The sequence below is a fragment of the Pseudomonas abietaniphila genome, assembly GCF_900100795.1.
In the GTDB taxonomy this organism is placed as follows: domain Bacteria; phylum Pseudomonadota; class Gammaproteobacteria; order Pseudomonadales; family Pseudomonadaceae; genus Aquipseudomonas; species Aquipseudomonas abietaniphila.
Map to the genome: position 1 here is coordinate 91055 of NZ_FNCO01000017.1, position 26132 is coordinate 117186.

At 58.4% G+C, this 26132-nt stretch carries 28 protein-coding genes, 4 tRNA genes and 1 riboswitch; of the genes, 19 read left to right on the forward strand and 13 right to left on the reverse strand.

What is annotated here, in order from left to right:
* Positions 1–736: 736 nt before the first annotated feature.
* Positions 737–1948 carry a site-specific integrase gene (locus tag BLS87_RS26320; RefSeq protein WP_074757237.1) on the forward strand — a complete coding sequence of 404 codons (1212 nt, stop codon included), beginning with the start codon at positions 737–739 and terminating at the stop codon, positions 1946–1948.
* On the opposite strand, the gene BLS87_RS26325 is transcribed toward BLS87_RS26320, so the two are convergent.
* Complete coding sequence (locus BLS87_RS26325) at positions 1920–2633, reverse strand: hypothetical protein (RefSeq protein WP_074757380.1); 714 nt, start codon at positions 2631–2633, stop codon at positions 1920–1922. The genes BLS87_RS26320 and BLS87_RS26325 overlap by 29 nt on opposite strands.
* Before the next feature lie 246 nt (positions 2634–2879).
* Between BLS87_RS26325 and BLS87_RS35370 the strand changes: the two genes are divergently transcribed.
* From BLS87_RS35370 to BLS87_RS26390, 13 genes are all read left to right on the forward strand, one after another.
* Positions 2880–2990, forward strand: coding sequence for a hypothetical protein (locus BLS87_RS35370; RefSeq protein WP_425262252.1), 111 nt, complete (start codon positions 2880–2882; stop codon positions 2988–2990).
* Entirely contained in the window at positions 2987–3226 is a 240-nt protein-coding gene (locus BLS87_RS26335; protein WP_074757241.1) for a hypothetical protein, read from the forward strand. Before BLS87_RS35370 ends, BLS87_RS26335 begins: the two co-directional genes overlap by 4 nt.
* A gap of 120 nt (positions 3227–3346) precedes the next feature.
* Positions 3347–3559, forward strand: coding sequence for a hypothetical protein (locus tag BLS87_RS26340; protein ID WP_074757243.1), 213 nt, complete (start codon positions 3347–3349; stop codon positions 3557–3559).
* Entirely contained in the window at positions 3556–3882 is a 327-nt protein-coding gene (locus BLS87_RS26345; RefSeq protein ID WP_074757245.1) for a hypothetical protein, read from the forward strand. The genes BLS87_RS26340 and BLS87_RS26345 overlap by 4 nt, the downstream gene beginning before the upstream one ends.
* Before the next feature lie 1465 nt (positions 3883–5347).
* Positions 5348–6550 (forward strand): phage major capsid protein, encoded by a 1203-nt coding sequence (locus tag BLS87_RS26350; protein WP_074757247.1) that lies wholly within the window; start codon positions 5348–5350, stop codon positions 6548–6550.
* 2 nt (positions 6551–6552) lie between these two features.
* Positions 6553–7152, forward strand: a complete 600-nt coding sequence (locus tag BLS87_RS26355) for a tail assembly protein (protein ID WP_074757249.1) — start codon at positions 6553–6555, stop codon at positions 7150–7152.
* The gene (locus BLS87_RS26360) at positions 7152–7670 is read left to right on the forward strand and encodes an HK97 family phage prohead protease (RefSeq protein WP_074757251.1); all 519 of its coding nucleotides are present in this window, start codon (positions 7152–7154) and stop codon (positions 7668–7670) included. Before BLS87_RS26355 ends, BLS87_RS26360 begins: the two co-directional genes overlap by 1 nt.
* Positions 7667–8911: a phage portal protein gene (locus BLS87_RS26365; RefSeq protein ID WP_083370767.1), complete on the forward strand. Its 1245-nt coding sequence runs from the start codon at positions 7667–7669 to the stop codon at positions 8909–8911. The genes BLS87_RS26360 and BLS87_RS26365 overlap by 4 nt, the downstream gene beginning before the upstream one ends.
* A complete protein-coding gene (locus tag BLS87_RS26370; protein ID WP_074757253.1) occupies positions 8908–9312 on the forward strand; it encodes an HNH endonuclease in 405 nt (134 codons plus the stop codon). Before BLS87_RS26365 ends, BLS87_RS26370 begins: the two co-directional genes overlap by 4 nt.
* A 160-nt stretch (positions 9313–9472) precedes the next feature.
* Positions 9473–9793 (forward strand): P27 family phage terminase small subunit, encoded by a 321-nt coding sequence (locus BLS87_RS26375; protein ID WP_244165909.1) that lies wholly within the window; start codon positions 9473–9475, stop codon positions 9791–9793.
* Complete coding sequence (locus tag BLS87_RS26380) at positions 9790–11286, forward strand: terminase large subunit (protein ID WP_074757257.1); 1497 nt, start codon at positions 9790–9792, stop codon at positions 11284–11286. The genes BLS87_RS26375 and BLS87_RS26380 overlap by 4 nt, the downstream gene beginning before the upstream one ends.
* Positions 11283–11564 carry a head-tail connector protein gene (locus BLS87_RS26385; RefSeq protein ID WP_074757259.1) on the forward strand — a complete coding sequence of 94 codons (282 nt, stop codon included), beginning with the start codon at positions 11283–11285 and terminating at the stop codon, positions 11562–11564. Before BLS87_RS26380 ends, BLS87_RS26385 begins: the two co-directional genes overlap by 4 nt.
* A complete protein-coding gene (locus tag BLS87_RS26390; RefSeq protein WP_074757261.1) occupies positions 11564–11884 on the forward strand; it encodes a phage head closure protein in 321 nt (106 codons plus the stop codon). Before BLS87_RS26385 ends, BLS87_RS26390 begins: the two co-directional genes overlap by 1 nt.
* Before the next feature lie 291 nt (positions 11885–12175).
* Here BLS87_RS26390 and BLS87_RS26395 read toward each other — a convergent pair.
* A tRNA-Arg gene (locus BLS87_RS26395) sits at positions 12176–12252 on the reverse strand.
* Between the two features lie 313 nt (positions 12253–12565).
* Here BLS87_RS26395 and BLS87_RS26400 point away from each other — a divergent pair.
* From BLS87_RS26400 to BLS87_RS26410, 3 genes are all read left to right on the forward strand, one after another.
* Entirely contained in the window at positions 12566–12817 is a 252-nt protein-coding gene (locus tag BLS87_RS26400; RefSeq protein ID WP_074757262.1) for a hypothetical protein, read from the forward strand.
* Positions 12818–12869: 52 nt separating this feature from the next.
* Positions 12870–13067, forward strand: coding sequence for a PA3371 family protein (locus BLS87_RS26405; protein WP_074757264.1), 198 nt, complete (start codon positions 12870–12872; stop codon positions 13065–13067).
* A gap of 443 nt (positions 13068–13510) precedes the next feature.
* Complete coding sequence (locus BLS87_RS26410; RefSeq protein WP_074757266.1) at positions 13511–13837, forward strand: Arc family DNA-binding protein; 327 nt, start codon at positions 13511–13513, stop codon at positions 13835–13837.
* A 129-nt stretch (positions 13838–13966) separates the two neighbouring features.
* On the opposite strand, the gene mgtE is transcribed toward BLS87_RS26410, so the two are convergent.
* On the reverse strand, positions 13967–15409 hold the full coding sequence (gene mgtE, locus BLS87_RS26415) for a magnesium transporter (protein WP_074757268.1): 1443 nt from the start codon (positions 15407–15409) through the stop codon (positions 13967–13969).
* A gap of 321 nt (positions 15410–15730) precedes the next feature.
* Here mgtE and BLS87_RS26420 point away from each other — a divergent pair, with 321 nt between their 5' ends.
* Positions 15731–16210, forward strand: a complete 480-nt coding sequence (locus BLS87_RS26420) for a DUF4124 domain-containing protein (protein ID WP_074757270.1) — start codon at positions 15731–15733, stop codon at positions 16208–16210.
* 42 nt (positions 16211–16252) lie between these two features.
* On the opposite strand, the gene BLS87_RS26425 is transcribed toward BLS87_RS26420, so the two are convergent.
* From BLS87_RS26425 to ltaE, 7 genes are all read right to left on the reverse strand, one after another.
* Positions 16253–16329 (reverse strand) — tRNA-Arg (locus BLS87_RS26425).
* Positions 16330–16464: 135 nt separating this feature from the next.
* Positions 16465–16541 (reverse strand) — tRNA-Arg (locus BLS87_RS26430).
* A 107-nt stretch (positions 16542–16648) separates the two neighbouring features.
* Positions 16649–16739, reverse strand: a tRNA-Ser gene (locus BLS87_RS26435).
* Positions 16740–16801: 62 nt separating this feature from the next.
* Positions 16802–16990 (reverse strand): carbon storage regulator CsrA, encoded by a 189-nt coding sequence (csrA, locus tag BLS87_RS26440; RefSeq protein ID WP_020290522.1) that lies wholly within the window; start codon positions 16988–16990, stop codon positions 16802–16804.
* 183 nt (positions 16991–17173) lie between these two features.
* Complete coding sequence (locus tag BLS87_RS26445) at positions 17174–18406, reverse strand: aspartate kinase (RefSeq protein ID WP_074757272.1); 1233 nt, start codon at positions 18404–18406, stop codon at positions 17174–17176.
* A gap of 103 nt (positions 18407–18509) precedes the next feature.
* The gene (gene alaS, locus BLS87_RS26450; protein WP_074757274.1) at positions 18510–21134 is read right to left on the reverse strand and encodes an alanine--tRNA ligase; all 2625 of its coding nucleotides are present in this window, start codon (positions 21132–21134) and stop codon (positions 18510–18512) included.
* Between the two features lie 144 nt (positions 21135–21278).
* Positions 21279–22283, reverse strand: a complete 1005-nt coding sequence (ltaE, locus tag BLS87_RS26455; RefSeq protein WP_074757276.1) for a low-specificity L-threonine aldolase — start codon at positions 22281–22283, stop codon at positions 21279–21281.
* Between the two features lie 184 nt (positions 22284–22467).
* Positions 22468–22613: riboswitch (FMN riboswitch) on the forward strand.
* 127 nt (positions 22614–22740) lie between these two features.
* Between ltaE and BLS87_RS26460 the strand changes: the two genes are divergently transcribed.
* On the forward strand, positions 22741–23235 hold the full coding sequence (locus tag BLS87_RS26460) for a 6,7-dimethyl-8-ribityllumazine synthase (RefSeq protein ID WP_062389371.1): 495 nt from the start codon (positions 22741–22743) through the stop codon (positions 23233–23235).
* 152 nt (positions 23236–23387) lie between these two features.
* Here the strand turns inward: BLS87_RS26460 and astE are convergent, their stop codons facing one another.
* From astE to astB, 3 genes are all read right to left on the reverse strand, one after another.
* Positions 23388–24395, reverse strand: a complete 1008-nt coding sequence (gene astE, locus BLS87_RS26465) for a succinylglutamate desuccinylase (RefSeq protein WP_074757278.1) — start codon at positions 24393–24395, stop codon at positions 23388–23390.
* A gap of 14 nt (positions 24396–24409) precedes the next feature.
* A complete protein-coding gene (locus BLS87_RS26470; protein WP_074757280.1) occupies positions 24410–24700 on the reverse strand; it encodes a topoisomerase II in 291 nt (96 codons plus the stop codon).
* A 78-nt stretch (positions 24701–24778) separates the two neighbouring features.
* On the reverse strand, positions 24779–26125 hold the full coding sequence (gene astB / locus BLS87_RS26475) for an N-succinylarginine dihydrolase (RefSeq protein ID WP_074757282.1): 1347 nt from the start codon (positions 26123–26125) through the stop codon (positions 24779–24781).
* Between the last annotated feature and the right edge of the window lie 7 nt (positions 26126–26132).

Here is a 26132-nt window from a genome sequence, read left to right on the forward strand (position 1 = left end):
CGCGCTTGCCCGCGTTGATGAGCCCATTGCCTGAGCGCTCGGACGGTGGGCTTTTTTTGTCCTCGTGGATTTGCCACTGCCCGCTATCAATTCTTAAAAAACGGGATCGCCAGGTCACGTATATCGACGATGACGTCGTCAGGGCTTAAATCAAGGTCCGGCACTCGTTGAAGTCCCGGGCTGGACCGCAGCAGGACATTCGCCCCCTCAAGCCCCGCCCGGGCGCTGCCACTGATCATACGGCGTCATATCCGCAAGATCCGCACGTTAGCGCTGCCAGGCATGAACCACCTGCACCCCACCGACCGTGCGTTGCAAATCCACGCACTCATAGCAGGAAAAATCGCCCTCAGCGGCGTCGGGTCATAGCCGCTTCGCGCGAAACAACCGGTCGAGGACAGAAAATTTTCCTGCAGGTCGATCACCAACAGCGCGGTGGATTCAGGGTGGAGTAGACCGTCGTAGGGATGGCTGAAGCGCCGGGCTGAGATCATGGGGTTCCTCCGGACGCGGACAGGCGAGATTGGGAGGGAATATCGATGATTTTGGCGCGAGAAGTAGAAGATGGTGTCCCAGGCGGGGTTCGAACCTGCAACCTTCCCCTTAGGAGGGTTAAAAATACCCTATACCAATCATATAGTTACTTTATAAATCAAGTATTTATCGTGCAGTTGTGTCCGGTTATGCGTACTGATATGGTGCTTTCTTCTGTCACCCTGCTGTCACGGCTGAAACCATGAAGACAAAAATCACTCAGAAGCTAATCACCAGCCTGGCGGCAGAACCGAAAGTTTACCGAGTGCACGATACCCATCTACCGGGTTTTTTCATCCGCGTTTTACCCAGTGGGCACATGAGCTACATGGTGACGTGGGGACGCAATAAGAATGCCACGCTCGGCCGCGTTGGCGTGCTGACGCTCGATCAGGCGCGCAAGGAGGCTGGACGCTATCTCACTGATGCCCATGAGCACGGCGAGCCTCTTGCAATCACACAAGGTAGACGCGGGTCAACAACCCCCAGCCTGCGCCAGTTCATCGATGACACCTACATGCCTTGGTTCCGGGCACACCACCGCGGTGACGAAAAGACGCTCTATAACTTGGACAACAATTTCGACACCATTATGCACCAGCGCCTCGATGCAATCACGGGGCGCGATCTGGAACAACTGCGCACCGGCTGGCTCAACGCCGGGAACAAGGCCAGCACGGCGAACCGCAAGATGGGATCTATCAGTGGCGTCTTCTCGCGGGCCGTCGATTGGGAGTATCTGCCCTCCTCGCCTCTGGATAAGATCAAGCCTTTGAAAGTAGACACCAAAGGCAAGGTTCGTTATTTATCCAAAGATGAAACACGCAATCTGAGAAACGCACTGGAAGTTAGGGAGCATCGGGTCATATTGGAACGCGACAGTGCGAACCAGTGGCGAGCAGAACGGCGCAAGGAGTTATATAACGACCTGCGAGAAGTGGCATTCACTGACCATCTAAAGCCGATGATTCTGGTATCTCTAAATACCGGAATGAGGCGCGGCGAACTGTTCGGCCTGACTTGGCAGACGGTAAACTTTGACAGGAAGGTTATTACTGTGGGCGGTGATACTACAAAGACTTCGGAGACTCGCCACATACCAATGAACGGCGAGACATTCGACACGCTCAAGGCATGGAAAAAACAAAGCGGCGCCTCCGCGTTCGTGTTCCCTGGTCTGGACGGTGGCCGGATGGAAGACGTTAAAAGCGCCTGGCTTAAGCTACTGCAGGAAGCGTGCATCACTGGGTTTCGTTGGCATGATATGCGTCACGACTTCGCGTCACGCCTCGTGATGGCTGGGGTTCCGTTGAACACGGTGCGCGATCTGCTGGGGCACACCGACATCAAAATGACCTTGCGATATGCTCACTTGGCACCAGACGTCAAGGCAGCGGCGGTAGACCTTTTATAGATTTAGCTTTTTCAGGGTCTACCTTTTTCAGAAGCTCGAAAAGCTGGTCAGTTAGATAGTGAAGAGCTTCATTCTGTCGCCTAAGATTTTCCGACTCAATCGCCATCTGCTGGTAAAAGCCATCTGACTCGGTTATAGCTTTGGCTTTTCTCTCCTCAAGTTCTAAAGGTGTCGGCAGGCCAACATCCTCATAGCTAACCTGAACAATGCCGCCAGCATCTGCTATTCTTTGGAGTAAAGTTTCCCAGTAAGAACTTATTACGTCCAGTCGGGCGTTCCTCCACGGATTTGCCTCAGTCAGCACTCTAGGAGTGAATTTCCAAAACGGAGGGGATAACCTAATTGACTCCCATACAATGCTTTCGTCGAATGCCAAAAGACTAGGGTACTGAAAAGCCAATGTTACTAAACGAATGGCTTCGTCAGGCGACCACAGTTTTTCCTTAACAGCTTTGATCACGCTAATAGGTTCTGGAAGTGCCGGGCCCTTGTTGCCCTCGACAAGGAAGTCAGCAGGCATCATCACCTGATCAAGTGCTTTCTCCACTGACCACTCTACTACCCCTGTAACAGTTCGCTTCTGAACGCGAGCGGCGATGTCGATTGCATATTTGATAGCAGGGTCTACCCGCAAAGAAACGCTAACGGTTGAACTTTGATCGCTTGCTTTTCTCGGGCGCGCCACGGGCAATACTCCTCCTGATTTTGCGCAAATACTCTACGCAAACGCAAACACTGTCAATCGTCCGGTTACGTGCAGTATTTGCTTGCAACGTATTATTTTGCGTTTTACGATGCGCCCATCTGGCCAATTCAACCAACCTGCCAGGTGGAGAAAGCTATGTCACAACCTCAACCAGTTACGCCACTTGCCCTCGGGATTGACGACGCAGCAACGGCGATTGGCGTTGCCCGTTCTGCTCTCTACGCAATAGTTGCTAGGGGGGAGATCGAAAGCTTCAAGCTCGGTAAACGTCGCCTGATCTTGGTCAAGAACCTGGACGCGTACATCAACCGTGTTGCCAAGGAAGGTGCACGATGAACAACCAATTCAGCGACCTGTTCCACCCGTATCAACTGAGCAAACTGATCGTTGACTTCGACAAGGGCACGGTGATCGCCGAGGCCATTTCGGATATCGGCGTCACCCAAATCGACCTGCGCGAAGTCGCTCTGGCTGACATCGATGACGACGAGATCCTGGCGAAGTTCTTCGACTCCGGCGATCTGCAGGCGATCAAGGATTTCCGCTTTCAGCACATCGGGCAGTTCCTGTGAGCGTCCGCATCATTGGCAGGGGGCGGGAAGTCCTCGGCACCCTTCAACTACCGGCCAGCACCCGCTTGGCCGATCTGGAACCACTGCGCCGTCTCGGCGCCCATCGAGTAGAGGTGATCTATGAGCAAGCAACAGCGCGCCATTGAGGCGCAAGCGCGGGAGGTCGCGCAGAAGTATGGCTGCACGGCTGTGAAGTCCACCAAGCGTCTGCCCGTGAACGGTGGCGGTGGGTTTCAGGTAGTCGATTCAGAAACCTGTCTTGTCCGGGTCGGCCGGCACTTCGACATGAGCGCTGAACAGGTAATCAAATTCTTTGAGGGGGACGCAGCATGAACAATCAGGTGGCAAAAGGCGATGCAGAACTGATGATGGATGCCGGAATATTCATGAGCACCATTGCCGGTCTGATCAGTGATGACCTCTGCGAGCAGGCAGACGGGGAAGGGCGGTCATTCCTGAATCCGTACAGGCTTGAAGGTCTGATGAAGGGTTTGCTGCTGGCGGCTCACAGGCTGGAGGAGCGCAGCGAATGGCTGAGTGAGACAGTCGAGAATGAAGAGAAGCTGGCCCAGGCAGCGTTGGCGCGCTGCCAGGGTCGTGACGATCACCGGGAAAGCAATGTCGGGGCAGAGTGTGGCAGAGCTCGCGCAGCCTGACAATCCTCTGTTCTCAAGCGAGGGGGTGCGGATTCCGCTCACCCCTTTGCGCCTGTCTGTGAGTTCCTGAATGGCAAAGAAAAATGGTCTGCCCTACGACAAGGAGGGCGGGGTACAAGCGATCCAACGCCGCCTCACCCGGTCACAGGCATATCTAGGATTGAGCTGCCAGGCTAAAGCGCTACTCCACCTTATGCATTCATTTTGGACACCATCAGGCCCGGTAGGCTTCGGAGTTCGTCAGGCCGAAGAAGAAATCCCATGTTCGCGAAAGCTGGCCATGAGGGCTTTCTCTGAGCTTTCTGAGACGGGTTTTATCGTCATGGTCGACGAAAGCCTGTTCTGTAGTCGAACCCAGTCCAAAACCCGAACCTGGCGCCTTACCTGGATGCCGTGTTGGCGTCATCGGGCACCGACGAACGACTGGGAGAAAACTCAGATTTCGATTTCTACCGGTGTAAAAACGACACCTGAGAGGGTGCCACAGGTGTCGAATATGGACCATTGAGGTTCTTTTGGGCGTCCACAGGTGTCGTTTTCGATACCTGTGGAGCACTTTTCCGAGTTCTACAGGTGTCGTTTTTACACCACTCCTACTACGCCATACACACACCCTTTCCAATCACCTGCCAAACCACTGTCAAAACGCACGCAGCACCCCGGCGCGTCACTCGACGATACCTCGGCGGATCCAAACACCCGGAAAGCCGGGTATTCCACCGATGGCGGAACATCTCAAGGGCATCGTGAAACGCTACCCCCTTGCATCCACCCGAATCTGGGTATGTGCCTTCTCCTCAAATTGAGGGTATCTACCCCGCCAGATCGGCGGCCAGGGTAATACGGGAAAATCCCGTATCTAAACTCAGGTCCAAAAATCGGACCTCACGACTTTTGAAAATCGGACATATCGAAGACACGATTCCTGGCTGATTCGCTACGGACCACGACACATAAGGCCAGCAGCGTGTTTCTGCATCCATCCCAAAGGAGGAGCCAAAAGGGTCTGTGCAATTTGCAGACCCCTACCCCGTTGAATAGACGGGCCAGGGATCACATCCGATGTGATCCCTCCAATCCCCAGTGGGGCCGGACAACTCCCGCCGATGGCGGAAGCTAACTCTCCCCAGTGGGGGAAGTATCCGACCGGCGCTGGTGGATGGGGTAACGGATCGTTAGGACGTGGGGTGGTGAAATACCACCCCATCTGCAAGCAACGTTAACCCACCGTGAACCCACTGGGTTTTAACGTTGTATCGACACGGCATCCAGCCGGATGAGATGTCCTCAAAAGTCAGGAGATCTACCGTTCGTCAGAAACTACAAGAGACCGTTAGTATCCTCGGACACAACTGGACATAACCAGACATAGCGTCATTTAGGGGGACTGTAACCCTCTGTTTTGACTTGGAAAACGCGCCTATGGTGAGGCCTGAAGAACCCCACCCCATAGGATTTTCCCTGAATGAAACTTCACGAACTGCGCGAGAAGCGCACCGCCGCCGTCGAGGCCATGCGTACCCTGGTGGATACCGCTTCCGCTGCTGGACGTGACCTGACCGCCGAAGAGTCAACCCAGTTTGAAACGCTCAAGACCGAAGAGCGCAGCCTGTCTTTCCAGCTCCAACGCGCCGAGCACGTTGCAGATCTGGAGAAGCGCACCGCTGGCCCGGTGAGCAACGACACCTCCGAGCACTTGGAGCAGAGGGTCAGCGTTATTCGCGTCCTGCGCGCCCAGATGGAAGGCCGTCAAGTGGACGGCGCCGAGCGCGAGTACACGCAGGAAACCGAGCGCCGCACCGGTCGCAAAGCCGAGGGGGCATTCGTTCCGTTCGCTGCCCTGGAGCGCCGCGCCAACACCACCACGACCGCGCCCGAGCTGGTGGGTACTGACCATCGAGCAGACTTGTATATCGGCCCATTGCGTGAGGCACTGCTGGCGCGTTCGCTGGGCGTCCGCACCCTCACCGGCTTGGTGGGCAACGTCTCGATTCCGAAGTACGGCAGCGGCCTGGAAACTGGCTGGGTGACTGAGGGTCAGGCTGTGCCTGAAGGTCAGATGGGCTTCGATGGCGTGACCCTGACGCCGAAACACGTTGGCGGCAAAACCGAAATGAGCCGCCAACTGATTCAGCAATCGTCGCCAGGCATCGAGCAGTTGGTGCGTGAAGACCTGGCGTTCCTGATCGCCAAACAGATCGACCGCGCCATTATCACCGGCAGCGGTGCGGCTGGTGAACCGCTGGGCGTGCTGAACACTCCCGGCATCCAGACCGCTGCCATGCCCGACACTTGGGCCGAAGTTTTGGCACTGCTGGAAAAGCTGGATGACGTGAACATCACCAATGCGCGTTGGCTGACCACTGCCGCCATCCGCACCGTGCTGGGCAGCACCGAGAAGGTGGCCGGGTCGGGCAGTGGATTCCTGTACGACAACGGCACTCTAGCCAACCTGGCACTGGCGGCGTCGAAGAACGTTCCGGCTGGCAAGCTGATCTTGGGCGACTGGAGCCAGGTCATGCTGGGCGTCTGGTCCGAGGTGGACATTCTGGTGAACCCATACGCCGAACCGGCCTACAGCCGTGGCGGTGTGCAGGTCCGTGCAATGGCCACCGTCGATACCGCTGTACGTCATCCCGAAGGCTTTGTCGTGGCATCGGGGGCTTAACCATGAGCGCGCTGGCAATCGAATACACCCCGATGACCACCATCAAGCTATCCGGCTCGCTGGCGCGCCTATTCGGCCGTCTCCACAAGCGGCAGATTGACTCAGGTAGTGCGCGGGAATGCTTCAAAGCTCTGGAAGTGACCATTCCCGGTTTCAAAGAGGAAATTTCGAGACTTGCCCGTTTGGGTATGCGTTTCGCGATATTCCGCAACCGCGTCAATGCGTCAGAGAAAGAATTTGACCTTGCTGGCACCCGAGAGATCAGGATCGTTCCATTAGTGGCGGGCAGCAAGCGCGCAGGCATTCTCCAAACCGTGCTTGGAATCGTGCTGATCGTCGCCTCGTTTTTCGTGGCGCCAGGCTCGCAGCCTGCACTTCTTGCCGCCGGCATAGGCACGACTGCTGGCGGTGTTATCCAAATGCTGAGTCCACAAGCTGGCGGACTCAGGCAAAGTGCATCCCCCGACAATTTGCCGAGCTATGCCTTCGGCAGCGCAAAGAACACAACCGCCAGCGGCAACCCCGTCCCGATCTGCATCGGCGAACGTAGGTGGGGCGGCGCGATCATATCTGCCTCGATCGTTGCGGAGGACAAAGCGTGATGGAACGTCGCTCGTTCAGCATCGAGCAGAAAGGCCGGACCCTGTTCGGCTATGCAGCCCGTTTCGGTGATCCAACCCCCATTGGGGGCTGGACCGAGACAATCCAGCCGGGGGCTTTCAAACGCTCCCTTGCAGGGCCAGCCGCCGCCAGCATCCGTGCCGTTTACGAGCACAACGATGCAGCCCTTTTGGGCCGTGTCGGAGCTGGAACCCTGCGCCTATCCGAGGATGACGTGGGGTTAGCATTTGAATTGGATCTACCCGACACGACACTGGGTCGCGACCTGTCCGAACTGGTAAAACGGGGCGACGTGGCCGGGTGCTCGTTCGGGTTCATTCCTGTTAAGGAGGACTGGCAAGGCGAAGTGCGCAGCCTGCAGGACGTCGATCTGCATGAAATCACGATCACGGCCAACCCTGCCTATCAGTCCACCAGCGTTTCAGTGCGGAGCAAGAAGCCCGTCCAGGCCATCGCGCACGCCCGCCGCTATCTTGAATTCCTGGAGTGCATTCGGTGAAGAAGCTGTTTCGACTGTTCACCCGCTCCGACAACAACACACCGGCATACGATCGGTACTTCGACCAATTCAACCAGGCCAGTAATTCGGCCGGCGTGAACGTCACCGTCCAGACCGCCGAGTCGATCAGCGCCGTGTATGCAGCCGTGGCCGCGATCAGTGAGAGCGTGGGTAGTCTGCCGCTGGATGTTTACCGTCGCACCGATGACGGACGCGACAAGGCCCGCACCCATCCACTGTATCCGTTGCTCCACGACGCGCCGAACGATTGGCAGACCGCTCTCGAATTCCGCGAGCAGTTGCAGCGCCATGTTCTGCTGCGCGGCAATGGCTATGCCCGTATCCGTTGGAATGGTGCCGGTCGCGTGCAAGCGCTGGAACCGATTCACCCTGACGCCGTACAGATCCTGCGAAGCTCCGCAAGCGAGCGCTTGATCTATGAGTTCACCGACAGACACGGCAAGCTTCAGCGCCTGACCGCAGACGAAATGCTGCACATCCGCTACCACACAGAGGATGGCATTCTGGGGCGCAGTCCTATTCAGGTCGCCCGCGATACCGTGGGGCTGGCGCTGGCCGAACGCACTCACGGCGAACGCATGTTTGCCAATGGCACCAAGCTGTCAGGCGTCATCGAGACTCAGCCCGGTACCACGAAACAACAGGCCGGGGAGATCCGCGAGAGTTGGGCGGCTGGCCAAGGTGGGGTAAGCAACCACGGCAAGACGGCGGTACTGCCCCAGGGCGCCATATTCAAGACAGTCAGCATGACGCTCGAGGACAGCGAATGGATCGAGGCGCGACGTCTTTCTGTCGAGGAGGTGGCCCGCTTGTTCCGCGTCCCGCCTGTGCTGATCGGTGATCTGCGAGAGGCCAACTACTCCAACGCTGTCGAGCTGGCCCGTTACTTCGTGGTGCACACCCTGCGCCGTCACCTGGTTGCGTGGGAGCAGGCCATCAACAGCACCCTTCTCGGTACTGGGTTCTTTGCTGAGCACAACGTCGAAGGTTTGCTGCGAGGCGATAGCGTCACTCGTGCCGAGTTCTATCAGCGCGGTATCGAGGATGGATGGCTGCTTCGCTCCGAAGTGCGCCGCATGGAAAACCTGCCCACCGTAGAAGGTATCGATGATGTCCAAGCGCCCGCGCCTCAAGATGCTCCAGCCCCGGGTAAAGATGCTGGAGCCAAGGATCAAAACCCTGGATCAGCACCAAAAGGAAATACGGGAGAAGAAGCGTGAAGCCCGCCCGCCCGCGTTCGAAGTACAAGCCCAAGGCCAGGGTTATTCCATTATCCAGCGCGGCATGGAAGCGGCTGCGAGCACAGATTCTGGCTGAGGAGCCATTGTGCCGCTGGTGCTTGGCCCGGGGGCTGTATGTGGCCAGCACTGACGTGGACCATATCAGCAACGATGGCGACGACAACCGCAGGGATAACCTGACCGGCATGTGCCACTCCTGCCACTCCATCAAGACCGCACAAGACATGGGCAAGGGCACCACACGAGGACACGACCTGAACGGCCTCCCGCTCGATCCTGCGCACCCCTGGAACGTGATGAAAGGCGCACCAGAACAGTGCACTAGCGAAAGATCACGAGGAACCACCCTGCCGCTGAGCGCGCCCGACCTGCTTTCTTAACGCTAACTGCCTGAAAACCATGAAGACGACCGACCGACGCCCCCGATCTGACAGTGCCAAGGCCGCTGTAGCTGCCAGCCAGGCCGTAGCGCTTGGCCCGCTACCGCCGCCGGCTCATGTTCGGCTTCGTGACTGTGATCGGCCTTTCTGGAATGCCATCGTGACCGCTCGCCCACGCGATACCTGGACCGACGCCGACCTGGTGCTGGCCGGTAATCTCGCCCGGGCGTATGCCGATATGGAAACCCTGCAGGAGAGCATCGAGCGCGACGGCATGTTGATCGAGGGCAAGATAAACCCGGCGTGCGACCTGCTGGACAAGATGACCCGCCGCGCCCTGGCGACTGGTCGACAACTGATGGTCGCCACCATCGCCACCGTGGGCAAGGCCCAGGACATCCACAAGGGTGCCGCTCTGGAACGTGGAGCGCGCCAACATGAGGATGACGATCTGATCCCGACACTGGGAACGCTGCAATGACCCGCGCCGAAAAGATCATCGCCTTTATCGAGCGCTACTGCGTCACCCCCGAGGGTGCGGATGTGGGCAAGCCCATGAAGCTGGCCGAGTTCCAATGCCAGTTCCTGCGAGACGTGTACGACAATCCAGCGGGCACACGGCGGGCCATCCTGAGCGTAGCGCGCAAGAATGGTAAGTCTGGTCTGATCGCTGGCCTGCTACTGGCGCACCTGGTCGGTCCCGAGGCCAAGCAGAATAGCCAGCTCGTATCCGGAGCCATGAGCCGCGACCAAGCCGCGCTGGTATTCAATCTGGCCAGCAAGATGGTTCAGCTGTCGCCGTCTCTGACCAAGATCGTCCGGATTGTGCCAAGCGGTAAACGTCTGCTGGGGCTGAACCTGAACACCGAGTTTCGCGCACTCGCTGCTGATGGCAAGACCGCACACGGCCTGTCGCCTGTCCTGGCCATCCTCGACGAGATCGGCCAGATACGCGGGCCGCAATCTGACTTCGTCGACGCCATCACCACCAGCCAGGGTGCGCACGAAGCGCCGCTGCTGATCGCGATCAGTACCCAGGCAGCCAACGACGCCGACCTGCTGAGCCAGTGGATCGACGACGCAAAGATCAGCAAAGACCCACGCATCGTGTGTCGGCTATACGCCGGCGCCGAGGGCTGCGGTCTGATGGACGAGGAAGCATGGAAGGCAGCCAACCCGGCACTGGGCCTGTTTCGTTCCGAGACGGATCTACGCGAACAGATGCAACAGGCGCAGCGGATGCCCAGCATGAGCAACACCGCCCGCAACCTGCTGCTGAACCAGCGTGTCAGTCTGGACAGCCCCTTCATCAGCCCAGACGTGTGGGCCTCCTGCGACGCCGAGTCTGAGCCTTTCGAGGGACCGGTATACGCCGGCCTCGATCTATCGGCCCGGACCGACCTCACTGCCCTAGTGCTGATCGGCAAAGCCGGGGGCGTGTGGCAGGTTCGCTCCTACTTCTGGACACCCGAGCAGGGAATATTCGAGAGATCAAAGAAAGACCGGGCACCGTATGACGTATGGGCGCGGCAAGGATTCATCAGGACCACGCCAGGCGCTACCGTTGACCTGGAAGCGGTAGCGCTTGATCTGGCCGAGATCCTGAGCGACTGCGACGTGGCTGCAATCGCCTACGACCGCTGGCGTATCGACGTGCTCAAGAAAGAACTGGAGCGACTGGGCCTTGAGCTGCCTCTGGTGCCATACGGCCAAGGTTTTCGCGATATGGCTCCAGCCCTTGATGCTCTGGAAGCTGAGCTGCTGAACGGGCGAGTCGCCCACGGCGGCCACCCAGTCCTGACCCTGTGCGCAGCCAACGCTGTGGCAGTGAAAGACCCCAGCGGAAACCGCAAGTTGGACAAGAGCCGCCGCACCGGGCGAATTGACGGCCTGCAGGCCATGGCGATGGCGTTCGGCGCGTCCCTGGTGGCCGAGGCACCTTTTGAGATCGACACCGAGGTATTTTTTGTATGACCACCGTGACCCTGGACGAAGCAAAGCTACATCTCCGTGTCGACCACGAAGCCGAGGACAACTATCTCGAAGGGTTGATACTCGCAGCCGAAACGCACATCAGCACCTTCCTAGGCGATGACTGGCCCGAGCCTATGCCCGCCCCGGTAAAAGCTGCGGTACTGCTGCTGGTTGGAGACCTGTACGAAAACCGCGAGCGCCAGGCAGATCGAGCTCTGAACGAAAACCGTACTTACTCATTGCTGCTGGCGCCCTATCGTTCCATGGCGGTGCTGTGATGCAGATCGGAAAACTGCGTCACCCGATCGACATCCAGAAGCCTGAGTACACGCAAGACCCTGAGTCGGGCGAAATGTACGAGACGTGGGTGCGGGTTGCCCGAGAGTGGGCACGCGCTGAAGGGATCAGCGGCAAGGAGTTCGTAGCCGCTGCTGCTGAGCAAAGCTCGACGACCGTGCGGGTAACACTGCGATACCGGGAAGACCTGACCACCTCGATGCGATTCAAGCATGTAGGGAAGATCTACAACATCAAGGCAATTCTTCCCGACAACGATCACAAGTTGCTGGTGTGCATGTGTGAGGAAGGTTTGGCGTAGCGCGCCACGTTTTCGAATGCGCCGTTTCGTGGCGCGATAGTTCCAACCGGGGCCAGTCCGGTCGCCATAGGCGTGTCACTGGTGAGGGATTAGTCGGCGAGTACCCTCTCATGCAATAACCCCGACAGTCTGCGCAGACCATGCCTTCGGGCGCTCCGGGCCTGGTGGCAGATACAACAAGGCCCCGTCAGAGCGATTCTGCACGGGGCCTTTCTCTTGCCGCTTGCTGTCACGCTGCTGTCATACCAGAGCGATCTGTCACGAATAAACTGCTGGAAGCCTTTATTTATATGGTGTCCCAGGGCAGGTTCGAACTGCCAACCTTCCCCTTAGGAGGGGGATGCTCTATCCAATTGAGCTACTGAGACACTGTGCCGACGCTCTGAATGGCGCCAACGGGACGGCGTGCATGTTAACGGCAAGCCCTTGTTTTGTCATGTCGTCATTGTCTTTTTAGGGTGTAGTCCAGAACGCCCAACACCGGCGCCTCAAGGGCATCATGCAAATTGCAATGCCACAAAGTGACATCATTGCAAACTGCAACCTGCCTACCATCCAATCAATCGATAAGCATTTGATTTTATTGACATTTATTATGAATAAACGCTTGGCATGCAGACTGCATTATCCCTTTCTGTGCAATCCCCTTCACAACCCGAATTCCAAGCGAAGGTAATCGAGATGAACATGACTCTCTCTCTGTTGAACGCAGCGGCTCTCGTCGCTCTGGTGGCTTTCCACTTCCAGGACGATGGCAGCAAGGCAGGCAACGCTGCCAACACAGAAAGCGTGGCTGTTCAGGCTCAACCGCATTACCTCATGAAACAGGCGCCTCGCTTCGTCGCACAACCGGCACACCGCTCAGATGCGATGCTGGCCAATGACACTGACGAAGCGATCCCTGTGGATCGCTCCGAACGCTGGGTGTTTTGACGCTGAATGTGAAATCGGGCTTGCCAATCAGTCTTTCGTTTAGAGAACCGCCATGTCAAAAGCAGCACTGTCCTTTCTGATCCTGGCCATCATGGCGGTTGCCATTGACCAGTTGCTTCCACCGTCGATGGACACGCTGAGCACCGCTGCCAAGACGGCAGCTGGCGTATTCGCCAGCCTTTTCGTGGCGGCTCTGTTCGTCGGTCGCCGAATCAAGTTTGATCCAGTGCTGCGTCAAGCCAAACCCTGAGTCTCATACCTGATGGCGTGATCGGCATTTCGAGCGCCATTCGATCCGGTTCTGACACTCGCGCCGCCGAGCTGTCCACTTCTTTGACAGACCCTTCGTCTCTTTCTTGGCACCTTTCTCGTATTTTTCCTCAGACACCTCTACGCTGAAGACAGATAGCCACCATGGCGCAAACCCGCGTACCCGGCGGCTGTCGATCAGATGGACGGTGATCGGGAACTTTGCAAACCAGAACGCATTTCTGATAATTGGTGCTGGCTAAACGCCTTTATCTAGTTCAATATTTGTCACAGATTTGACGCCAAGGTTCCGGCGGACTGATGCATGATGACGGACCTTTATGTTGGACGGTTGAACATTTCGCCAAAATGACAGTCAGACCATGACATCAAGCGGCCTGATGCACGAACCGCCTCCCCCTTTGAACTAAATCGGTTAAATATATGAGCCCTATGAAACAGGCCCCTTATTCCAGTCGCACAGCTGACAAGTTCGTTGTCCGTCTCCCGGAAGGCATGCGTGAGCGGATCGCTGATGTCGCCAAGAATCATCACCGGAGCATGAACTCTGAAATCATTGCCCGCCTCGAGCAAAGCTTGATTCAGGAAGGCAACTTGGGAGACGAGCCAAGCCTGCGTCTGGACAGCCCTGAGCTGTCACTGCACGAGCGTGAATTGCTGCAGCGCTTCCGCCAGCTCGCTCATCGCCAGCAGAACGCTCTCGTGTCCCTGATCGCACACGACACCAAGATGACGAACGACGACGAATAAGTCGGCGCATCTCAGAGACTCAAAAGCCAGCCTCTCGCTGGCTTTTTTGTGCCTGTGATTTTGGACTTTCATGATTGCCGGGCACAAAAAACCGCCACAAGGGCGGTATTTGTGGGTGCTTTTATATGGCTAGAGCAAGAACAGGGTCGCCAGACCGAGGAAGATGAAGAACCCTCCACTGTCCGTCATGGCCGTGATCATAACACTGGCGCCCATGGCAGGATCGCGGCCGAACCGCGCCAAGGTCATCGGAATCAATACACCCATGAAGGCGGCGAGCAGCAGGTTAAGCGTCATCGCAGCCGTCATGACCACGCCCAGCGACCAGCTGTGATAAAGCAGGTAAGCCACGACGCCAATCACCCCACCCCACACAAGACCGTTAACCAGCGCAACGCCCAGCTCCTTGCGCATCAGTCGTGAAGTGTTGCCGGTACTGACCTGATCCAGCGCCATGGCGCGGACGATCATGGTGATGGTCTGGTTGCCGGAGTTACCACCAATGCCGGCAACGATCGGCATCAAGGCGGCCAGTGCCACCAGTTTCTCGATGGAGCCTTCGAACAGGCCGATGACTCGCGAGGCTAAAAAGGCAGTGATGAGGTTGACTGCCAGCCATGACCAACGGTTGCGCAACGAGCGCCACACTGATGCGAAGATGTCTTCCTCTTCACGCAGACCGGCCATGTTGAGGACTTCGGTTTCACTTTCTTCGCGGATCAGGTCAACCATTTCGTCGATGGTCAGACGTCCAATCAATTTGCCGTTCTTGTCCACTACCGGCGAGGAAATAAGGTCGTAACGCTCGAACGCCTGGGCCGCTTCATAGGCATCGCCGTCCGGGTGGAAACTCACCGGATCGCTGGCCATGACCTCCGACACCTGCTTTTCAGGGTCGTTGACCAACAGACGCTTGATGGGCAATACGCCCTTGAGCACGCCGTCAGAGTCGACCACGAACAATTTGTCCGTGTGGCCCGGCAGCTCCTTGAGACGGCGCAGGTAACGCAGCACCACCTCAAGACTGACGTCTTCGCGGATGGTGACCATCTCGAAGTCCATCAGCGCGCCGACCTGGTCTTCGTCGTAAGACAGCGCCGAACGCACGCGCTCGCGTTGCTGGCTGTCCAGCGCTTCCATCAACTCATGGACGACGTCACGTGGCAGCTCAGGTGCAAGGTCGGCGAGCTCGTCGGCGTCCATTTCCTTGGCGGCCGCCAGCAACTCGTGATCGTCCATGTCGGCAATCAGCGTTTCACGAACGGAGTCGGATACTTCGAGGAGAATGTCGCCGTCGCGCTCGGCCTTGACCAGTTGCCAGACCGTCAGACGGTCTTCGACCGGCAGCGCTTCAAGGATGTAGGCAACGTCGGCGGAGTGCAGATCATCGAGCTTGCGTTGCAGCTCGACCAGATTCTGCCGGTGAACCAGGTTTTCAACACGGTCTTGGTGCAGGCCTTCCTGGCGATGAGTCAGGTCTTCGACGACACGCTGACGTTGCAACAGGTCGACAACCTGCGCAAGGCGGTCCTGAAGGCTTTCCTGCGTCTTTTTTACTTCGATTTCGGTCATAGGCGAACTCCACTCCCAGCAGTGGACCACGCCGGAAGATCAATCAGTCGATTCTTGATTGGTAAAGCTTAAGGCTGAGTTGCTACTGGGTAAGTCCATGGAGGTATTCCACAAGCCCCGGCGGGGCTGACGGGCGCAATCATACACCGCTTGCCGGGCCTTCATGTTAAAAATTCAACGCGGAACAATCGGTTGCAACACAATGTTAACTATTGTCCGAGTCGTTATTGCTACGACGTCACATCCGGAGAGGAAAACACGCTCGCCTCAAAAATTTCACATGGCTAGTCTGCCCTGACACCTGTCACGGAGGACGCTGTCATGCTGTTGGACACCCGCAAACCAGTTTTTGCTGCCCTGCTCTTTTTCCCCGTTCTGGCCACTGCAGCCACAGTGCATCGTTGCGAGGACGCGAATGGAAAGATCACTTTCACCACCCTTGCCTGCCCGGCAGGCCACGAGCTGAAACTGCAGAACGCACACAATCCCCCGCCGGGCAGCGTGTTAACCCCCAGCGCCCCTTCAGAAACCAAGACCCGAAAGAGAAGCGAAGAACTGGTCATCGTAGGTCAGCGCGACGACGGCTGTGGAAACGTGCTGAGCGCCGAACAACGGCGGAGGGCGATCATCAATCAGCAGACACCCACGGGCATGACAAAACGTGACGTCGAAAGCCTGCTGGGCAAGCCGGACAAGATTGTCGGGCGCAACGCCGAGCTTCGGTACGTGTACGAGGAGAAGAAAGGGAAAAGCCGGCAGGTAACGTTCGACGAAAACGGCTGCGTAAAAGGCAAACGCTAGAAAAGCAAAAAGCCCGCATTTGCATGCGGGCTTTTCGTTTTATGGTGCACTCGACAGGATTCGAACCTGTGACCGCTCGGTTCGTAGCCGAGTACTCTATCCAGCTGAGCTACGAGTGCAGGTGGCGCTTGATAAACCAGATCACCTCTGGTTAATGCGTTTTACTTCCAGAAGTGAGTGGTACTTCCGAAGACCTGTTAAAGCCAGGCTCTTTCTTAAAGCAGTTGTTCGTATTACTACCAACAACGCTTAAATGGTGCACTCGACAGGATTCGAACCTGTGACCGCTCGGTTCGTAGCCGAGTACTCTATCCAGCTGAGCTACGAGTGCATTTGTTGCCGCGCATTATAGGCCGTTAAATCTTTTGGTCAAGAACTTTTTCCAGTAAATTCAACAACTTACCGATCAAGCCAGATTACAACGTACTACGCAAATAATGGCGGAGAACGGGGGATTCGAACCCCCGACACCCTTTTGAGGTGTACTCCCTTAGCAGGGGAGCGCCTTCGGCCACTCGGCCAGCTCTCCGCAACACGGGGCGTATAATAACCACCCTTTTCCCCGTTTGCAAACCAAAAATTCAATAAAAATTAATGGCTTGGTTCCTGGTCCTTCTCTTTCTTGATGCGCAGGTAAATCTCTTCACGGTGAACAGCCACTTCCTTGGGTGCGTTGACCCCAATCCGGACTTGATTACCTTTAACGCCGAGCACGGTCACGGTGATTTCACCGTCACCAATAATCAGGCTCTCCGCGCACCGGCGGGTCAAAATCAGCATACCTATCTCCTCAACCTGCATTCAGGGACAACAGTCTGCACAACCAAAAAGGCGTTGGCCCCCACCAGCATCGGCAGCAGGTCTACGCCTTGAGTATTGACTAGCGCTGGAAAAAAAACAGTTTTCTCGCGCACATCAGAAACACAAAAGGCGCGGTAGCCACCGCGCCCTTTGTTCAATGCCTTACTCGCCCTGGCGAGGGGCGTCGAGCTCGAACGCTGTGTGCAGGGCGCGCACAGCCAGCTCCAGATACTTCTCCTCGATCACGACCGAAACCTTGATTTCGGAGGTGGAGATCATCTGGATGTTGATGCTTTCCTTGGCCAGTGCTTCGAACATACGGCTGGCAACACCTGCGTGCGAACGCATGCCGACACCGACGATGGACACCTTGGCGATCTTGGTATCGCCAACGACTTCACGCGCGCCGATTTCCTTGGCGGTGTTTTCCAGCACGGTCAGAGCCGACTGGTAGTCGTTGCGGTGCACGGTGAAGGTGAAGTCGGTGGTGTTATCGTGCGCAACGTTCTGCACGATCATGTCGACTTCGATGTTCGCGCCGCTGATCGGGCCCAGAATCTTGAATGCAACGCCCGGGGTGTCTGGCACGCCACGGATCGTCAGCTTGGCTTCGTCGCGGTTGAAGGCGATGCCAGAAATGATCGGCTGTTCCATGGATTCCTCCTCATCAATGGTAATGAGGGTGCCTGGACCCTCCTTGAAGCTGTGCAGTACGCGCAGCGGGACGTTGTACTTGCCGGCGAATTCCACCGCGCGGATCTGCAACACCTTGGAACCGAGGCTGGCCATTTCCAGCATCTCTTCGAACGTGATCTTGTCCAGGCGCTGAGCCTGAGACACGACGCGCGGATCGGTGGTGTAAACGCCGTCGACGTCGGTGTAAATCTGGCATTCATCCGCTTTCAAGGCGGCGGCTAGCGCCACACCGGTGGTGTCGGAACCGCCACGACCCAGGGTCGTGATATTGCCGCTCTCGTCCACACCCTGGAAACCTGCGACCACGACGACGCGACCTTCTTTCAGGTCTGCGCGAATCTTCTGATCGTCGATCTGCAGAATACGCGCCTTGTTGTGCGCGCTGTCGGTCAGGATGCGAACCTGATTACCGGTGTAGGACACCGCCGGTACACCGCGCTTGATCAGCGCCATGGCCAGCAAGGCAATGGTCACCTGCTCGCCGGTGGACACGATCACGTCCAGTTCGCGAGGAACCGGTTGATCGCTGATCTGCTTCGCCAGGTCGATCAGGCGATTGGTCTCGCCGCTCATGGCGGACAGAACCACCACCAGATCATCGCCCGCGTCGCGGAATTTTTTGACTTTGTCGGCCACCTGCTCGATGCGCTCTACCGAGCCCACGGAGGTGCCTCCAAATTTCTGTACGATTAAAGCCATCTCAAAGCCGCCTCAGCCCGTGAAGGGCGCCCGTTAATCATTCAAACCGCAAAGCGCCGAAGCCCGCTGGATAGCGGACTTCGGTGGGTCGACTTAGCTTCCCTTACATTCCCTGTTCGGCGAACGGAACCGCCAGCGCGAGCGCTGCGTCCAGGCCAGCGGCATCCACGCCACCGCCCTGCGCCATATCAGGACGACCACCGCCTTTACCGCCCACGGCGGCAGCCGCTTGCTTCATCAAATCACCGGCTTTGAGTTGGCCAGTCAGGTCTTTGGTGACACCCGCCACCAGAACGACCTTGTCCTCATGCACCCCGCCGAGCAGGATCACTGCGCGACCGAGCTTGTTCTTCAACTGATCCACCAGCGCCAGCAACGCCTTGCCATCCTGACCGTCGAGACGGGCAGCGAGGACCTTGGCGCCTTTGACGTCCACTGCCGAGGCCGACAGATCGTCGCCCGCCGCACTGGCCGCCTTGGCCTGCAGTTGTTCCAGTTGTTTTTCCAACAGGCGATTGCGCTCCAGGACAGCCGACAGCTTGTCCAGCAGGTTGTCGCGATTGCCCTTGACGAGGCTCGCAGCCTCCTTCAGTTGTTCTTCGGCCGTATTCAGGTAGGCCAGCGCCACAGCGCCCGTCACCGCTTCGATACGACGCACGCCAGCCGCCACGCCGCCTTCGCTGATGATCTTGAACAGCGCGATGTCGCCGGTACGGTTGGCGTGAATGCCGCCGCACAGCTCGACCGAGAAATCACCGCCCATGCTCAGTACGCGAACGCTGTCGCCGTACTTCTCGCCGAACAGCGCCATGGCGCCTTTCTTCTTGGCGGTTTCGATGTCGGTTTCTTCGGTTTCAACCGCAGTGTTCTTGCGCACTTCGGCGTTGACGATGTCTTCCAGCGCCTTGATCTGCTCAGGCTTGATGGCTTCGAAGTGGCTGAAGTCGAAGCGCAGGCGCTGACTGTCGACCAACGAGCCTTTCTGCTGAACGTGATCGCCCAGCACCTGACGCAAGGCCGCGTGCAGCAAGTGAGTGGCCGAGTGGTTCAGCGAGGTGGCCTGACGTACCTCAGCTGCGACCTGAGTGCTGACGGTCGCGCCGACGTTCAGGCTGCCCGACACCTGGACGCCATGGTGCAGGAAAGCACCGCCGGTCTTGGTGGTGTCGCTGACGTCGAAACGCACGTCGCCGGCAGTGAGGTAACCGCTGTCGCCGATCTGGCCGCCGGACTCGGCGTAGAACGGGGTGCGATCAAGGATGACCACGCCGTCTTCACCTTCGCTCAGCTGCTCGACCGCCACGCCTTCTTTATAAAGCGCGACGACTTTGGCGTCGCCGGCAGTGGCGCTGTAGCCGGTGAACTCGGTGGCCACGTCAACCTTGACCAGGCTGTTGTAATCCATGCCGAAGGCGCTGGCGGAACGCGCGCGCTCACGCTGGGCGTCCATCTCGCGCTCGAAACCGGCCTCGTCGAGGGTCAGGTTACGTTCACGGGCGATGTCGCCGGTCAGGTCCATCGGGAAACCGTAGGTGTCATACAGCTTGAACACCACATCGCCGGGCACCACGGTGCCTTTGAGTTCAGCCAGATCCTGCTCGAGAATCTTCAGGCCCTGCTCCAGGGTCTTGGCGAACTGCTCTTCTTCGGCTTTCAGCACGCGCTCGATGTGCGCCTGCTGGGATTTCAGCTCAGGGAACGCTTCGCCCATCTCGGCCACCAGCGCGGCGACGATCTGATAGAAGAAGCTGCCCTTGGCGCCCAGTTTGTTGCCGTGACGGCAGGCGCGACGAATGATGCGGCGCAGCACGTAGCCGCGGCCTTCGTTGGAGGGCAATACACCGTCGGCGATCAGGAAACCGCAGGAACGAATGTGGTCAGCCACCACTTTCAAGGAAGCCTGATTGTCGTTGCTGCAGCCGATCGCCTTGGCAGCGGCAGACAGCAGGCTCTGGAACAGGTCGATTTCGTAGTTGGAGTTCACGTGCTGCAGCACGGCGCTGACGCGCTCCAGGCCCATGCCGGTGTCGACCGACGGTGCTGGCAGCGGGTGCAGCACGCCGTCGGCGGTGCGGTTGAACTGCATGAAAACGTTGTTCCAGATCTCGATGTAACGGTCGCCGTCTTCTTCCGGCGAACCCGGTGGGCCGCCCCAGATGTCGGCGCCGTGATCGTAGAAAATCTCGGTGCAAGGACCGCACGGACCGGTATCGCCCATGGTCCAGAAGTTGTCCGACGCGTAAGGCGCGCCCTTGTTGTCGCCGATGCGGACCATGCGCTCGGCCGGAACGCCGATTTCCTTGGTCCAGATGTCATAGGCCTCGTCGTCCGAGGCGTAAACCGTGACCCAGAGTTTTTCCTTGGGCAGGTTCAGCCATTTGTCGGAGGTCAGGAAGGTCCAGGCGTAGGTGATCGCATCGCGCTTGAAGTAGTCACCGAAGCTGAAGTTACCCAGCATTTCGAAGAAGGTGTGGTGACGAGCGGTGTAGCCGACGTTTTCCAGGTCGTTGTGCTTGCCACCGGCGCGCACGCACTTCTGGCTGCTGACGGCACGGGTATAGGCTCGTTTTTCCTGGCCCAGGAAGCAGTCCTTGAACTGGTTCATGCCTGCGTTGGTAAACAGCAGGGTCGGGTCATTGCCCGGAATCAAGGAGCTGGAGGCTACACGGGTGTGGCCTTGCTCTTCGAAGAAGCGAAGGAAGGCTTCACGGATTTCTGCGCTTTTCATAGGTTCTTCCACGGGAACTGCGGCCTGAGGCAAGTGCATAACGTCATTCGACGTAGCGACGGCAAAGGGCCGCATTATATAGGCGTTGCTTCCACGGTACAGTGACTTTGTACGATAGAAGCAGCCAATTGGATTATCGGTCGATTATCGGCTTGCGAATTCGGCAAATGCCGCGACCACCTGCTCCATTTGCGCGGCGGACACGTCAAGGTGCGTCACCATGCGCAAACGGGACGCCGCGCTCAGGACGATGCCTCGCTCGGCACAAAAAGCCTTCAGCGCCTCGGCGCGGTCACCGATCTGCACATAGACCATGTTGGTCTGCACCGGCTCCACCTCGTAGCCCAGTTCGGTCAGCCCCTTGGCGAGAAACGCCGCGTTAGCGTGATCGTCAGCCAGACGCTCGACTTGATGCTCAAGCGCATACAACCCCGCCGCTGCCAGCAAACCGGCCTGGCGCATGCCGCCGCCGACCATTTTGCGCAGACGACGCGCCTTGGCAATCAGTTCGTTCGAGCCGCACAGCACCGAGCCGATCGGGGCGCCCAAGCCCTTGGACAGGCAGACCGACACCGAATCGAAGTGCTGCGTGATTTCACGTGCATCCACGCCCAGCTTGACCGCTGCGTTGTACAGACGAGCGCCGTCCAGATGCAGCGCCAGCCCTTTGTCGCGGGTCAGTTTGCGCGCGGCAGCGAGGTAGTCCAGCGACAGAACCTTGCCCTGCATGGTGTTTTCAAGCGCCAGCAGGCGGGTGCGCGCGAAGTGGAAATCGTCCGCCTTGATCGCGGCAACGACCTGATTCAGATCCACAGAACCGTCCGCCTGGTTGTCCAGCGGCTGTGGCTGGATGGAACCCAGCACCGCTGCGCCTCCGCCTTCGTACTTGTAGGTGTGCGCTTGCTGACCCACGATGTATTCGTCGCCACGCTCGCAATGCGCCATCAGGCCAAGCAGGTTGCTCATGGTGCCGGTCGGTACGAACAGCGCGGCAGCAAAACCCAGACGTTCCGCCAGCCATGACTCCAGTGTGTTGACCGTCGGGTCTTCGCCATACACGTCGTCGCCCAATGGCGCACAGGCCATGGCGTCGCGCATGCCGGCGGTGGGTTGGGTCACTGTGTCGCTGCGCAGATCGATAACCGTCACGATGAAGCTCCCTGAGAAATGGTTCAGGCCTCAGTTCTGAGGCCGGGACGATCGATAATCAAGGCTTCGGTTCACGATGCCAAGCCGTGCTTATAAGAAAAGCTGATGAAACCCATCAAAAAGGCTCCAAGCACATTCTGAAAATCTGTGTTACAAACTGCACGCCGACGACAAATGCCGTCGGCAACGTTCTCAGGGCGGGGTGCGATTCCCCACCGGCGGTAATGGCGCGCAATGCGTCTAGCCCGCGAGCGCTCGCGAAGGCGAGGTCAGCAGACCTGGTGTGATTCCAGGGCCGACGGTCATAGTCCGGATGAAGAGAGAACGGGATTGGCACCACAGGATCGTCTCGCAGTGTCGTCACGTGCGCTTGTCGCCCGGACGGCTGTCGACCGTACCCTGGCATCCCATTCGATCCAACACGCCCTGTTTTTTAATTAAACAGGAGTCAGAACAGATGCAACCCACCGCAATTCACGCCCACGACCGCATCGCTTTCATTCAAGCTTGCTGGCACAAAGATATCGTCGATCAGGCGCGCAAAGGCTTTGTCGCCGAAATGGCGAACCACGGCTACGCCGAGAGCGATATCGACTTCTTCGAAGTGGGCGGCGCCTTTGAAATCCCTTTACACGCCAAGCTGTTGGCCAAGACAGGCCGTTATGGCGGCGTCGTGGCGGCCGGTCTGGTGGTGGACGGCGGTATTTACCGTCACGAGTTCGTTGCGCAGTCGGTGATCAGCGCCCTGATGCAGGTCCAGCTGGAAACCGAAGTACCGGTGTTCTCGGTCGTCCTGACCCCGCACCATTTCCACGCCGGGGAAGAGCATCAGAAGTTCTTCTTCGACCACTTCGTGCACAAGGGCCAGGAAGCGGCCAAGACGTGTGCCGACACGCTGACCAAGCTGCGCGCCGTGCGTCGCAGCAGCGAGTCGCAGAAAGCGGTGGGTTGATGGAATGACGGCGTCCCCCGGGACGCCGCCATTCCCTTGTAGGAGCGCGCTTGCCCGCGAATGCGGTGGGTCAGTGACCGATAGTTGGCTGACACACTGCAATCGAGGGCAAGCCCGCTCCTACGATGAACCACGTCAACCCGAGACATGGCTCACACCAACCCATCCCCGGTCGTCGGCACAATCAAAATTCCTGCGCGCAACCCGTTCTTGACCTTCGGGTTCGGGAAGATGATGCGGGCGCCCTCCTCTTCCACCACCCAGCGTGAATCGGCCAGGTCCTCGGCCAGCACAAAGCCTTTATCCAGCACCGTGAAGTTCTCGATGTCGGCCGGCAGGTTCAGGCGGAATGCATCGCTGTGCTTGATGATTTCGCGCGCCACGCTGAACAGTTTGAGGCCGTCGAGCTCATCCCCGACAAGCGCCTCTTTGCCTTCGATCAATTGCTCCAGCGTCGCTTTCAACGGCGCGAGGTTGACCTGCTGGTTTTGCCCGAACGGTCGCGCCTTGCCCAGCTCCAGCGTGAAAGCCTCGGCATCCAGTTTGTCGTAGGTGTAGGCGCTGAACACAATGGACGACTTGTTCTGCAACAACACCGCTTCCATGCCCGCTTTGTGCAAACGCACCAGCTCACGGCGCGAATGCTGACGCCCTTCCTTCCACGGGTACAGGGCAAACTGCTCAATCTTCGAGCCGCGAATCGCCGTGTGCAGGTCGTAGTGCAAGCGGTAGCGATCCGGCAGGCTGAAGAAACTGGCGGCCAGTCGCTCAAGCTCACAGGCGCGCAAGGCTTCGCTGCCGCCGCTTTGTTCATGACGGCCGTTGAACAGCCGATTGACGTCCTGTTCGACGTATCGCTCTCCGCGACGCATCGCTTCGGGGTTACCGAACAGGAAAAGAATACGAGCGCGAGGCTTGAGTTCGCCTCGCGCGATGGCGTGAATCAGCTCGTCGAGCAACTCGATGGGCGCTGTTTCATTGCCATGGATGCCAGCGGACAGCAGCAAGTCAGTGCCGTTGTCCCGCGCTTCGGGTGGCCGGACTTCCAACGCACCTTCGGCCAGCCAGCGCATGCGTACGCCTTCGACGGTCAGCTGAGTCTTTTCCGCGGGTTCACGACCCGCCAGGGTCAGTTCAAGCAGTTTGCCGAGGGCGAGCATGTGTTGATATCCGCTTAGTGGTTGCAGTCCGGGCCATGCACGTGGCCGTCTTCGTCGTCGCCACTCATATCCGCCGGTTCCATTTCCAGTTGCAGGCTGACCAGGTTGGTGGCCAGCGGACGCAGCAGCAGGTTGGCGTATTCGGCGTCGTCTTCTTCGACGTCGACACCGATCAGCAGTTGGCCGCGGCCGTCTTGCTGAATCCAGACCTCTTTACCCTGCCAGATAACGGCAAAACGGGTGCAGGACGTTTCCAGCTGAGTGCCGTCGGTGTCTTCAAGGATCAAACGCAGGGCGTCGGTCATGTCAAAAATTCTCTCTGTAAAAGCAAAAACATCGTCGGCCCGACGCCGCAGGACAACGGGCGCGATGTGTGAGGGGCATCAATTGATCTGGAAAGGATAGACCGCGCCCAGCTTCAGGTGCTGCGTCAGTTCATCCAGCGCCGTGCGGCACTCGGTCAGCAGTTGCGGATCGGCCAGATCGTTTTCCGTCATGCGGTCGCGATAGTGCTTGTCCACCCACTGCGTCAGCGTGTCGTACAACGGCGCCGTCATGATAACCCCTGGATTGACGGCTGCCAGTTCGGTTTCATTCAGCGCAACGCGCAAGCGCAGGCAGGCGGGGCCTCCGCCGTTCTGCATGCTTTGCTTGAGGTCGAACACCTTGACCTCACGGATCGGGCTTTCGTCGGCGATCAGGCGCTGCAGGTAATTCCACACGCGCTCGTTGCTGCGGCACTCTTCCGGGACGATCAGCAGCATCGAGCCATCGGCATTGGACAGCAACTGACTGTTGAACAGGTACGAGCGCACGGCGTCTTCCACGCCGACTTCGGTGCGCGGCACGCAAATGGCCTGGAAACGACCGCCGCGACGACCCAGCTTGTCATGCAGCTCGCTGAGCATGTGTTCCGTGTTGAGGAACGCATCCTCGTGATAGAACAGGACCTCGCCGTTACCGACCGCGATGACGTCGTTGTGGAACACACCCTGATCGATCACCGCAGGGTTCTGCTGCGCATACACCACGCCGTCTTCGCTCAGGCCGTGCAGACGCGCGACGGCTTGCGACGCTTCGAGGGTCTGACGGGCCGGGTATTTCTGTGGCGCCGGAAAGCGGGTGTCGAACGCCGCACGTCCGAACACGAAGAACTCGACGCCAGCCTCGCCATAGCTGCGGCAGAAACGCGTATGGTTGGCCGCGCCTTCATCACCGAACTGGGCGACGGCAGGCAAGGCGGCATGGTGCGCAAAGTGCTGTTGATCGGCAAACATGGCGCCCAGCACGCGGCTGGTGGTCGGGTGTTCGATGCTGCGGTGGTACTTGCAGTTGAGGTTGGCGGCGGTGAAATGCACACGACCGTCGGCCGTGTCGGCACTCGGGCTGACCGTGGCGGCGTTGGCGACCCACATGCTGGATGCGGAGCAACTGGCCACCAGCAACGGCATGGATTCTTTGGCCGCACGCTCGATGACCTGCGCGTCGGTGCCGCTGAAGCCCAGCTTGCGCAGCCCGGCGACATCCGGGCGCTCCTGGGGCGCCAGCACGCCCTGGGTGAACCCCATGTCCATCAGCGCTTTCATTTTCGACAGACCCTGCAACGCCGCCTCGCGCGGGTTGGACGACTGCTGGCAGTTGCTCTGGGAAGCGACGTTGCCGTAGGACAGCCCGCCGTAGTTATGGGTCGGCCCCACTAGACCGTCAAAGTTGACTTCACAGGATTTCATCGGTGAG

What these genes read in the sequence shown, in the direction of transcription:
- BLS87_RS26470 (WP_074757280.1), bottom strand. Translation starts at nt 24,700, where the DNA reads ATGACCGACGCCCTGCGTTTGATCCTTGAAGACACCGACGGCACTCAG.
- BLS87_RS26350 (WP_074757247.1), top strand. Translation starts at nt 5,348, where the DNA reads ATGAAACTTCACGAACTGCGCGAGAAGCGCACCGCCGCCGTCGAGGCC.
- BLS87_RS26420 (WP_074757270.1), top strand. Translation starts at nt 15,731, where the DNA reads ATGCTGTTGGACACCCGCAAACCAGTTTTTGCTGCCCTGCTCTTTTTC.
- BLS87_RS26385 (WP_074757259.1), top strand. Translation starts at nt 11,283, where the DNA reads ATGACCACCGTGACCCTGGACGAAGCAAAGCTACATCTCCGTGTCGAC.
- BLS87_RS26405 (WP_074757264.1), top strand. Translation starts at nt 12,870, where the DNA reads ATGTCAAAAGCAGCACTGTCCTTTCTGATCCTGGCCATCATGGCGGTT.
- mgtE (WP_074757268.1), bottom strand. Translation starts at nt 15,409, where the DNA reads ATGACCGAAATCGAAGTAAAAAAGACGCAGGAAAGCCTTCAGGACCGC.
- alaS (WP_074757274.1), bottom strand. Translation starts at nt 21,134, where the DNA reads ATGAAAAGCGCAGAAATCCGTGAAGCCTTCCTTCGCTTCTTCGAAGAG.
- BLS87_RS26335 (WP_074757241.1), top strand. Translation starts at nt 2,987, where the DNA reads ATGAACAACCAATTCAGCGACCTGTTCCACCCGTATCAACTGAGCAAA.
- BLS87_RS26340 (WP_074757243.1), top strand. Translation starts at nt 3,347, where the DNA reads ATGAGCAAGCAACAGCGCGCCATTGAGGCGCAAGCGCGGGAGGTCGCG.
- astB (WP_074757282.1), bottom strand. Translation starts at nt 26,125, where the DNA reads ATGAAATCCTGTGAAGTCAACTTTGACGGTCTAGTGGGGCCGACCCAT.
- BLS87_RS26400 (WP_074757262.1), top strand. Translation starts at nt 12,566, where the DNA reads ATGAACATGACTCTCTCTCTGTTGAACGCAGCGGCTCTCGTCGCTCTG.
- BLS87_RS26360 (WP_074757251.1), top strand. Translation starts at nt 7,152, where the DNA reads ATGGAACGTCGCTCGTTCAGCATCGAGCAGAAAGGCCGGACCCTGTTC.
- BLS87_RS26445 (WP_074757272.1), bottom strand. Translation starts at nt 18,406, where the DNA reads ATGGCTTTAATCGTACAGAAATTTGGAGGCACCTCCGTGGGCTCGGTA.
- csrA (WP_020290522.1), bottom strand. Translation starts at nt 16,990, where the DNA reads ATGCTGATTTTGACCCGCCGGTGCGCGGAGAGCCTGATTATTGGTGAC.
- BLS87_RS26460 (WP_062389371.1), top strand. Translation starts at nt 22,741, where the DNA reads ATGCAACCCACCGCAATTCACGCCCACGACCGCATCGCTTTCATTCAA.
- BLS87_RS26320 (WP_074757237.1), top strand. Translation starts at nt 737, where the DNA reads ATGAAGACAAAAATCACTCAGAAGCTAATCACCAGCCTGGCGGCAGAA.
- BLS87_RS26410 (WP_074757266.1), top strand. Translation starts at nt 13,511, where the DNA reads ATGAGCCCTATGAAACAGGCCCCTTATTCCAGTCGCACAGCTGACAAG.
- BLS87_RS26345 (WP_074757245.1), top strand. Translation starts at nt 3,556, where the DNA reads ATGAACAATCAGGTGGCAAAAGGCGATGCAGAACTGATGATGGATGCC.
- BLS87_RS26355 (WP_074757249.1), top strand. Translation starts at nt 6,553, where the DNA reads ATGAGCGCGCTGGCAATCGAATACACCCCGATGACCACCATCAAGCTA.
- BLS87_RS26390 (WP_074757261.1), top strand. Translation starts at nt 11,564, where the DNA reads ATGCAGATCGGAAAACTGCGTCACCCGATCGACATCCAGAAGCCTGAG.
- BLS87_RS26380 (WP_074757257.1), top strand. Translation starts at nt 9,790, where the DNA reads ATGACCCGCGCCGAAAAGATCATCGCCTTTATCGAGCGCTACTGCGTC.
- astE (WP_074757278.1), bottom strand. Translation starts at nt 24,395, where the DNA reads ATGCTCGCCCTCGGCAAACTGCTTGAACTGACCCTGGCGGGTCGTGAA.